Annotated in this window: 3 protein-coding genes and 1 pseudogene; all 4 read left to right on the forward strand. The window is 64.2% G+C overall.

Annotated elements, in window-relative coordinates:
• Positions 1–139: 139 nt before the first annotated feature.
• On the forward strand, positions 140–2,356 hold the full coding sequence (locus tag XpopCFBP1817_RS17580; protein ID WP_128418104.1) for a TonB-dependent receptor: 2,217 nt from the start codon (positions 140–142) through the stop codon (positions 2,354–2,356).
• A 106-nt stretch (positions 2,357–2,462) separates the two neighbouring features.
• Entirely contained in the window at positions 2,463–3,431 is a 969-nt protein-coding gene (locus XpopCFBP1817_RS17585) for a nucleoside hydrolase (protein WP_128418106.1), read from the forward strand.
• Positions 3,432–4,063: 632 nt separating this feature from the next.
• Positions 4,064–8,965: an alpha-2-macroglobulin family protein gene (locus tag XpopCFBP1817_RS17595; protein ID WP_208619654.1), complete on the forward strand. Its 4,902-nt coding sequence runs from the start codon at positions 4,064–4,066 to the stop codon at positions 8,963–8,965.
• Between the two features lie 256 nt (positions 8,966–9,221).
• Positions 9,222–9,644 (forward strand): annotated as a pseudogene (locus XpopCFBP1817_RS17600) (hypothetical protein); the annotation flags it as partial.

The raw sequence follows: 9,644 nt of genomic DNA on the forward strand, positions 1-9,644 counted from the left end.
ATCATGTCTGTCGTTCTCCGCTGGCAGGGCGTCAAGTCAATGATGGCAGATTGCTGGGGTTTTTAGAGGCTCCTTTAATTATTTTGCAACGCGGCATGCAGATCAGGCAGTTCCGCCACCAGAATTTGGAGTCTTTCCCATGTCCGCCAGCCGGTCGCTCAAGATCAGCGCGCTCGCCGCTGCCGTCGCTTCCCTCCTTGCGTTCCATGCCGCTGCCCAGCAAGCGCCCAGCGACAACGGTGTCGTGCGTCTGGATGCCGTCAAGGTCACGGTGGAGCGTCGTTCGGAAGATTCCAAGGATGTACCGGTGTCGGCATCGGTGCTGCGTCCGGAATTTCTGGATGCCATCTCCACCAGCGGCTCGGATATCCGCGTGCTGGCCGGCAAGGCGCCCAGTCTCAACATCGAATCGTCCAACGGCCGTGTGTTCCCGCGCGTGTATATCCGCGGCTACGGCAACACCGATTTCAATACATACGCCTCGCAGCCGGTGTCGTTGATCTATGACGACGTGGTTCAGGAAAACGCGTTCCTGAAGGGCTTCCCGATCTTCGATCTGGAAGGTCTGGAAGTGCTGCGCGGCCCGCAGGGCACGCTGTTCGGCCGCAACACGCCGGCCGGTGTGGTCAAGTTCAACTCGGTCAAGCCGACCATCGGCGCCAATGACGGCTACGCCAGCCTGTCTTACGGCACCTACGGCACCATGACGCTGGAAAGCGGCTTGAGCATCGCGATGGGCGAGCATTGGGCGGCGCGTGTGTCCACGCTGGGCCAGCGTCGCAACGATTGGGTGGAAAACCGCGACGGCCGCGATCTGGAAGGCTATATCGATTCGGCCGTGCGGTTGCAGGTGTTGTACCAGGCCAGTGACGATTTCAGCGCGCTGTTCAACGCGCATGCGCGTCACCTGGACGGCACCGCGCGCCTGTTCCGCGCCAACATCATCCAGCCCGGCACCAACCAGCTGGTGGACGGCTTCGACGAAGCTAAATCCTTCATCGACGGCGCCAACAACCAGGAACTGCAGACCTACGGCGGTAGCGCCAATCTGACCTGGGACCTGGGCGACATCGCACTGCACTCGATCACCGCTTATGAAGGCATCGGCAAGTACGACAGCCGCGGCGACATCGATGGCGGCTTCGGCGCGGTGTTCGCACCGCCGTCCGGCCCGGGCGTGATTGCGTTCCCGGTGGAAACCGCCGGCGGCATCAAGAGCCTTGACCAGTACAGTCAGGAAGTGCGCGCCGAATCGCAGTACGCAGGCCCGCTCAACTGGCAGGCTGGCCTTTACTACTTCCACGACGATGTGGAAGGCGAAAACGACACCTACGACACCTTCAGCGGCGGCGATCTGGCCAGCTACCAGTTGACTCGCCAGCGCAACACCTCATGGGCGGCGTTCGGCTCGTTGAACTATGCGGCCACCGACCGCTTGAACCTGCGCGCCGGCATCCGTTACACCTACGACAAGAAGACTTTCGATGTGCTGGCGCTGGATCGCGTCACCCTGGTGGAACCATCCAGCGGCGAGACCGACAACTCCAAGGTCACCGGCGACCTGGCGTCGACCTTCTCCCTCAACGACGACGTCAACCTCTACGCACGCGCAGCACGCGGTTTCCGCGGCGCCAGCTTCGGCGTGCCTTCGGGCACCGCGCCGCTGACCGTGGCCGAGCCGGAGACGGTGGATTCGTTCGAGATCGGCATCAAGTCCGACCTGTTCGACAACCGCGCGCGTCTGAGCTTTGACATCTACGATTTCCGCGTCAAGAACCAGCAGCTCACCGCCGTGGGTGGCGTCTCCAACGACGTGCGTCTGCTCAATGCCGACAAGACCAAGGCGCGCGGCGCCGAGTTCGACTTCGAAGCGTTGATCAACCAGAACCTGCGCGTCACCGCCGGCGGCGCGTACAACTGGACCCGCATCGACGACCCTAGCCTGTCGGTGGGCGTGTGCCGCACCTGCACCGTGACCGACCCGCTCAATGCGGCCGGCAATGCGCTGATCGACGGCAACGATCTGCCGCAGGCCGCCAAGTGGATGGCCAACGCCACACTGCGTTACGGCATCCCGATGGGCAACGACGGCGAGCTGTTCTTCTACACCGATTGGTCCTACCGCAGCGAAGTGAACTTCTTCCTGTACGACTCCAAGGAGTTCACCGGCCAGCCGCTGGTCGAAGGCGGCGCGAAGATCGGCTACAACTGGGGCGCCGGTGCGTATGAGTTGTCGGTGTTCTGCCGCAACTGCACCAACCAGATCCGCGTGACCGGTGCGATCGACTTCAACAACCTCACCGGCTTCATCAACGATCCGCGCATCGTTGGCGCGCAGTTTCGCGCCAATTTCTGATCGGCGTTGTGGTGTAGAAGTCTCGAACCGCCGGCGATGATGCCGGAGGGTTTTTTATGGCGGCAGGAGTAGATGCATGCAGCGGAGATGGCGAAGTGCGTGGTTAGTGGCGGTGCTGTGGTCTGCGTGTGCAGCGGTTTTGGTGCAGGCACCTGCAACTGCAGCGCAGCTTGCACAAACGTCCACGCCCACCGAGTTGCTGGTGGTCTCCACCGATATCGGCGACGACATCGACGATGCGTTTGCGCTCGGGTTGTTGCTGCGTAGCCCGCAGTTGCATGTGCTGGGCATCGCCTCAGCCTGGGGCGACACCACATTGCGTGCGCAGTTGTTGCAGCGCTTGTTGCAGCAAGCCGGGCGCAGCGAGATTCCGTTGGCGGTAGGCGCGCGCACCACCAGCGCGATCTCCTTCAGCCAGGCGCGCTGGGCTGCCAAGGGACAGCTGCCAGGCAAGCTGCCGGATGCGGCGGCGATGATCCTGCAGCAGGCGCGCCAGCGTCCAGGTGAGGTGACCTTGCTGGTGTTGGGGCCGATGACCGATGCCGCATTGGCGCAGCAGCGCGACCCGGCCGGCTTTGCCAGGCTCAAGCGCATCGTGGCGATGGGCGGCTCGGTACGCGTTGGCTATGGCAAGTCGGCGTATCGGCCGGCCAGTGCGCCGGCGCCGGAGTACAACATCCTCTCCGATGTGGCGGCCGCGCAGCGGGTGTTTGCGGCCGGCGTGCCGATCGTGTTGCTGCCCCTGGACGCCACCCAGATCACGCTGGAAGAACCCGAGCGCATCGCCTTGTTTGCGCATGGCGACGGGCTCACCGATGCGCTCGCCCAGCTGTATTACCAGTGGCGCAATACCGACCAGCCCTGGGCCAGCGCCACGCCCACCGTGTTCGATGCGGTGCCGGTGGCCTGGCTGCTGCAACCGGCGCTGTGCCCGACCACGCCGTTGCATCTGAACGTCGATGCGCATGGGTACACCCACGAACGCGCCGGCACGCCGAACGTGCAGGCCTGCCTGCGTGCGGACAAGCCAGCGTTGATCGACCTGTATATGCGTACGTTGTTGGAGTTGCACTGAGAGCGGCGAACAAAATATAGCGGGTGCCTGCCTGGCGGTGGGCGCAGTGGTTTTGTTAGCCGCACTTTTTAGATTGATTCAAACGCATGGGCAGTCGAGGGCGTGATGCCCTCACTGCTCGCGGGACACGCCGTGAACCCGTCCCTGCGGGACCGATGGCGGCATCCATGCCGCCATCGGTCCCGCAATCGGCGAGGACACCCCACCAGACAGTTTGCTGGCTGTTTATTGAAAACCATGCACACCGACCATCCCGACTGGCTCTTGCCCGCCCACCGTCGCGGGACCTTACGCGGCATGGATGCCGCGTAAGAGCTGACAAGGACGTACTTGCAGCGTGTCCAGCGATGTTGGGCGGGCAAGTGCCCCGCAGCCAAGTCGCAGCCCAGCGGCCCTCTGATTAGATGGCGTGAAGTGGTTAACTGGTCGCTATAAGAGCGCTGACTAAACCACTACGCTCATCGCCAGTCGTGCGCACCGGTGCCATCGCGACGCTAGCCTTGCAGCGCACTATCACCGCCTATCGGTAAGTGCCCAAGTCGTCGCACCGCCGCCATCGGCGATATGCGCGGCGTCGCTATACTTCCCTCATCAGTCATTGGGGTAGCGCGATGGGCAGCCAGCAATCAGGGATGACGTGGTCGGGCACACGGCGCATGTTGCTGCGGGTGGTGCTGCTGACCGTGGCGATTGGCGGGGTGTCGTGCAAGCGCAACGAAAGCGGCCAATTGCCCACCGCCAGCGGCGAGGCGATCAAGGCCCACAAGCAGGCCATCACCGGTTTTGCACTGACGCGCGCCTATCCCGACCAGACCAGCGACGGCCTGTCGCTGGCGCTGGAATTCTCTCGGCCGCTGGTCGGTACCCAGGATTTCGATGCGCTGGTGCGCTTCGAAGAAAAGGTCGGTACCGGCGACAGCAGCTGGACGCTGTCCGATGACGGCAAGACGCTGCGCTACCCGTATGTGGAAGCGGCCAAGGACTACACGGTCTTGATCGACGCTAACCTGCTGGCCGCCGATGGCAGCCGCCTGGGCAAGCCGCTCAAGCAGAAGGTCTACACCGGCGAACTCAAGCCTGTGGCCGGGTTCGCTTCGCAAGGCAGCGTGCTGCCGGCACGCGAGAGCCGCGGTCTGCCGGTGGTGTCGGTTAACGTGCCGGAAGTGGACGTGGAATTTTTGCGCGTGCGCGAGAAATCGTTACCCGCGTTCTTTCAGCAGTTTCAGCGCGGCGGTCGTCGCGGCAGCTGGGAGCTGGAGAGCGACTACAGTAGCAAACAACCGTTGTCCAAGCTGGCCGACCCGGTCTACGTCAATCGTTTCATTGTCGGCGGCAAGCAGAACGAGCGCGTGCTGACCTACCTGCCCACGCAGGATATCAAGGAACTGCAGGAGCCGGGTTTGTACTTCGCGGTGATGAAGCGTGCCGGCAGTTTCGAAAACGGACAAGAGACCGCGTTCTTCACCGTCAGCGACATCGGCCTGCACACGCGCGCCTACAAGGACAAGTTGTTTGTGCACACCGCCTCGCTCCAGAGCGGTGAGCCAATCAAGAACGTGGAAGTGCGCATCCTCAACGAAAAGGGCGAACTGTTCATCAAGGGCGCCACCGACGGCAACGGCAATGCGCTGCTCGACTACACGCTCGATGCCGGCCACGTGCTGACGGCGCGCAGCAAGACCGATATCTCGGTGCTGCCGTTCAACCAGCCGGCGCTGGATCTGAGCGAATTTGCAGTGGCCGGGCGGCAAAGCGCGTGGTTCGACGTGTTTGCCTGGGCCGGCCGCGATCTGTATCGCCCCGGCGAGACCATGCGTGTGTCGGCGATCCTGCGCGACAACGACGGCAAGCCGACTAAACCGCAACCGGTGTTTCTGCGGCTCAAACAGCCGGACGGCAAGACCTTCCGCGAAACCAGACTGCAGCCCGGCGAGCAGGGCTATGTCGAATTCACCCAGCAGCTTCCGGCCGATGCACCGACCGGCCGCTGGCAGGTGGAGTTCCGTACCGACCCGGCCAGCAAGGACGCCGTGCAGGGCATGAGCGTGCGCGTGGAAGCGTTTGTGCCCGAGCGCATGAAGCTGGATCTGGACAGCACCCAGAAAACGCTCGGCGCCGGCCAGCCGTTCAAGCTGGTCGCCACTGCTGCGTATCTGTATGGGGCGCCGGCTGACGGCAATCGCTTCACCGCCAAGCTTGCGGTCAGCGTCGAACAGCATCCGCTTGAATCGTTGCCGGGCTGGTTCTTTGGCGACCCCACGCTGGAGCTGCCGCGCGACGCCGAGGACGTGATCGACACCGAGTTCGGCAGCGATGGCGTGTTGCGCCAAGACATCGCGCTGCCCGCCGAAGTCAAGCCGGTGAGCACGATTGCGGCGGTGGTGTCCGGCAGCGTGTACGAGACCGGCGGGCGCACCGTCGCCCGCACCGTCAAGCGCGTGCTGTGGCCAGCCAAGGCGCTGGTGGGCGTGCGTCCTTTGTTTGACCACAAGGACGGCGCCGATGCCAACGGCACTGCGCGCTTCGAAATCACCCGCGTGGATGCCGATGGCAAGCTGCAACCGGCCAAGGGCCTGAAGGCCATGCTGGTGCGCGAGCTGCGCGACTACCACTTGAACTACACCGACGACCATTGGGATTACGACTTCACCCGTCGCGTCGAGAACAAGGACACGCGCACGCTCGATGTGGCCGGCGGCAATGCCAAGCTCGATGTCCCGGTGGAGTGGGGCGAGTACCGTCTGGACGTATTCGACCCGTCCACCGGGCTGACCACGCGTTACCCGTTTCGCGCCGGCTGGAGCTGGAACGATGAAAATCGCGGCCTGGACGCGCGCCCGGACAAGGTCAAGCTGGCGCTGGACAAGACCGGCTACCGCGCCGGCGACACGCTCAAGGTGACCCTGACCCCGCCGCATGCCGGCAAGGGCGTGTTGTTGGTGGAAAGCGACAAGCTGCTGTACGTGCAGGATATCGACGTCAAGCCGGGCAGCACGTTCGACATTCCGGTGACGCAAAGCTGGGAGCGCCACGATGTGTACGTCACCGCGCTGGTGTTTCGCGGCGGCAGTGCGCCGAGCAAGGTCACCCCGGCGCGCGCGGTGGGCGTGGCGTATGTGCCGATGGAGCGCAAGGCGCGACGGGTGGCGGTGGGCTTGGCTGCGCCCAAGCAGATGCGCCCCGAACAGGCGTTGCCGGTGACGGTGAGCGTGCCGGAGCTGGCCGGCAAGGCGGCGCACGTGACCATCTCGGCGGTGGACGTTGGCATTCTCAACATCACCCGCTTCCCGGTACCCGATGCCAACGCGCAGTTCTTCGCGCAGCGCCGTCTGGGCACCGATGCCTACGATATCTATGGGCGGGTGATCGAAAGTTTCGAAGGCGCCAGCGGCAAGCTCAAGTTCGGCGGCGACATGGCGCTGGAAGCGTTGCCGCAGGCCACGCGCCCGACCGCGCGCGTGCAGACCGTGGACCTGTTTTCCGGCTCGGTAAAACTCGATGCAAAGGGCAATGCGCGCGTGCAACTGCCGGTGCCGGATTTCAACGGCACGCTGCGTGTCTCGGCGTTGGTGTATTCGGACACGCGTTACGGTAATCACGCCATGGAAACCGTCGTGCGCGCGCCGATCCTGGCCGAGGCCAGCATGCCGCGCGTGATGGCGCCAGGCGACCGCAGCACGGTGACGCTGGATGTGCAGAACGTCACCGGCAAGCCGGGCGAATTCAACGTGCGCGTAGAGGGTGTCGGCCCACTGGCTATTGCCGAGGCGGCGCGCAGCGTCACGCTCGGTGTGGATGCCAAACAGACGCTGAGCTTCCCGTTGAGCGCCACCGAGGGCTACAGCGTGGCCAAGGTACGCGTGCGTGTGGACGGCAACGGCTTCAAGGCCGACCGCAGTTACGAGCTGCCGGTGCGTGCCGGTTGGCCGCAGGTGTTGCGTGCGCAGACGCGCGTGCTCGATCCGCTGGCACCGATCACCCTGGACAGCGGCTTTGCCGATGGTCTGATGGCCGGCTCGGTGACCGCGCGCATGGTGGTCAGCCCGTTGCCGCCGATTCCCTTTGCCAGCGCCTTGCAGGGAGCGTTGGAGTATCCGTACGGCTGCGCCGAGCAGACCACCAGCAAGGGCTATGCGGCGCTGCTGCTCGACGATGCCACCGCCAGGGCGCTCGGCACCAAGGGGCTGGAGGCGGCCACCCGCCGCGCGCGCATGGAAGGTGCGTTCGGTCGCCTGGCCTCGATGCAGATCGCCAGCGGGCATTTTTCGATGTGGGGCGACGACGGTTACGTCACTCCGGGCCTGACCCCGTACATCGCCGAGTTCCTGCTCGACGCCAAGGACGCCGGATTTGCGGTGCCCGACAACGTGCTGCAGAAAGCGCTCAATCGGCTCAGCGAAGATCTGCTGTCCGGTGGCAACGCGTTCTACGGGCGGGATCGCCGCGACAACCTGAAGTTCGCCAATCAGGCCTGGTCGGGGTATGTGTTGGCACGCGTCAACCGCGCTCCGTTGGGTACGCTGCGCGCGCTGTACGACAACCAGCGCGACAAAGCACTGACCGGTTTGTCGCTGGTGCATCTGGGTGCGGCGTTGTCGCTGCAGGGTGATACCAAACGTGGTGAGGCGGCGATCAAGGCAGGGTTCGCCAAGGACAGCAGCGAGCGTCCGCTGTACTTGGCCGATTACGGCAGTGCGATCCGCGACGATGCCTTGATGATGGCGCTGCTGCACGAGCGTGGCTTGTCCAAGCCCGAGTACGACACCCGCGCGGTGGCGTTGGGCCGCGCGCTGGATGCACGTCGCGCCGCCGGCTGGCTATGGCTGAGCACGCAGGAGCAGGTGGCGCTTGCGCGCTTGGGCAAGGCATTGATGCTCGGGCAGGGCAAGCAGGTCTCCGGCACCTTGACGGTGGGCGGCGAGGTGCAGGAGATTGCGCCGGCCCGTTTGTTCGGGCGTAGTTTCGACAGCGCCGCATTGGCGCGCGGCGTGCGGTTCGCACCGCAAGGCGAGGCGCCGATGTATGCCAATCTGGAAGTGGCCGGCATTCCGCGCAGCGCACCGGAGCCGGACACGCGCAACCTCAGCGTGGAGCGCAGCTGGTACACCACCGACGGCAAACCGTGGACCCCGCGTCCGCTCAAAGAGGGCGAGGCGCTGATCGTGCGCGTGGTCATCACCGCCAACAGCCCCATGCCGGATGCGTTGCTGACCGACCTGTTGCCGGCCGGGTTGGAGATCGAAAATTTCAATCTCGGCGATGCCAAACAGTGGACCGATGTGGTGGTGGACGGCATCGGCATCAGCGAGCGTTCCAGCGCCGCCGACGTCAAGCACGAAGAGTTTCGCGACGACCGTTATGTGGCCGCGCTGGCGCTGTCCTCGGGTAGCAAGGCGCAGGTGTATTACCTGGTGCGTGCGGTCACGCCGGGGACTTACACGGTTCCCCCGTCGTTGGTGGAGGACATGTACCGCCCCGAGCTGCGCGGTGTGGGGCGCAGTACGCCAGCGACGATGACGGTGTTGCAGCCGTAAGGTCGCGCTAGCCCTGGCGGGCCGCTGAAACTATCCCTTCTCCCCTCGGGAGAAGGTGCCCCGTAAGGGGCGGATGAGGGTACGTGCGAAGCCTCGTGCTCGTCCCGGCGGGAGGAGGCTTACTTCGCATGCCGAGACATCGCTGCGCACTGTCTTTTCGATGCGATGCAAGCGACATGCCAGGGTCATTTTTACTGGCTACGGTGGCGTGCTTTCTCACAGGCGCGGCGCCCTTGCTGCGCGATCTCGGGATTCCATGCAGCGCTCCGATTCGTACCGTTTGCACTTGTCCGTTCTCGCCGTAGCCATTGCGGCATGTTCACCAGCGTTGCAGGCACAGACCAACGCCGCTTCTGCTAGCGCAGAGCGAACTGTTCCATCGTCGCCTGCATTATCTGCAAATCCCGAAGGCTCTATCGCGGCACCGGGCGACGCAGCAGGCGCCGCATCCGCAGCGTCCTCAGGTGAAATATCCAACACCGACGCACCGCCCACCACCACCAGAACCGGGGTGCAAACACTCGACGCCATGCAGGTCACCGGCGTGCGCCGTGCCAACGCCGCCGCAGTCGAAAGCAAGCGCGCTGCAACTAGGGCCTTGTTAACACATAAGAAGCCCTTCAACGATCAGGACGAAGCTCAGGAATCCGAGGAACATGACGTCGAGCTTCTCAAAGCG

The sequence above is a fragment of the Xanthomonas populi genome, from assembly GCF_002940065.1.
Classification (GTDB): domain Bacteria; phylum Pseudomonadota; class Gammaproteobacteria; order Xanthomonadales; family Xanthomonadaceae; genus Xanthomonas; species Xanthomonas populi.

Bases quoted from the DNA above. Each gene is read 5' to 3' on its own strand.
- XpopCFBP1817_RS17580 (WP_128418104.1), top strand. From the start codon at position 140: ATGTCCGCCAGCCGGTCGCTCAAGATCAGCGCGCTCGCCGCTGCCGTC.
- XpopCFBP1817_RS17595 (WP_208619654.1), top strand. From the start codon at position 4,064: ATGACGTGGTCGGGCACACGGCGCATGTTGCTGCGGGTGGTGCTGCTG.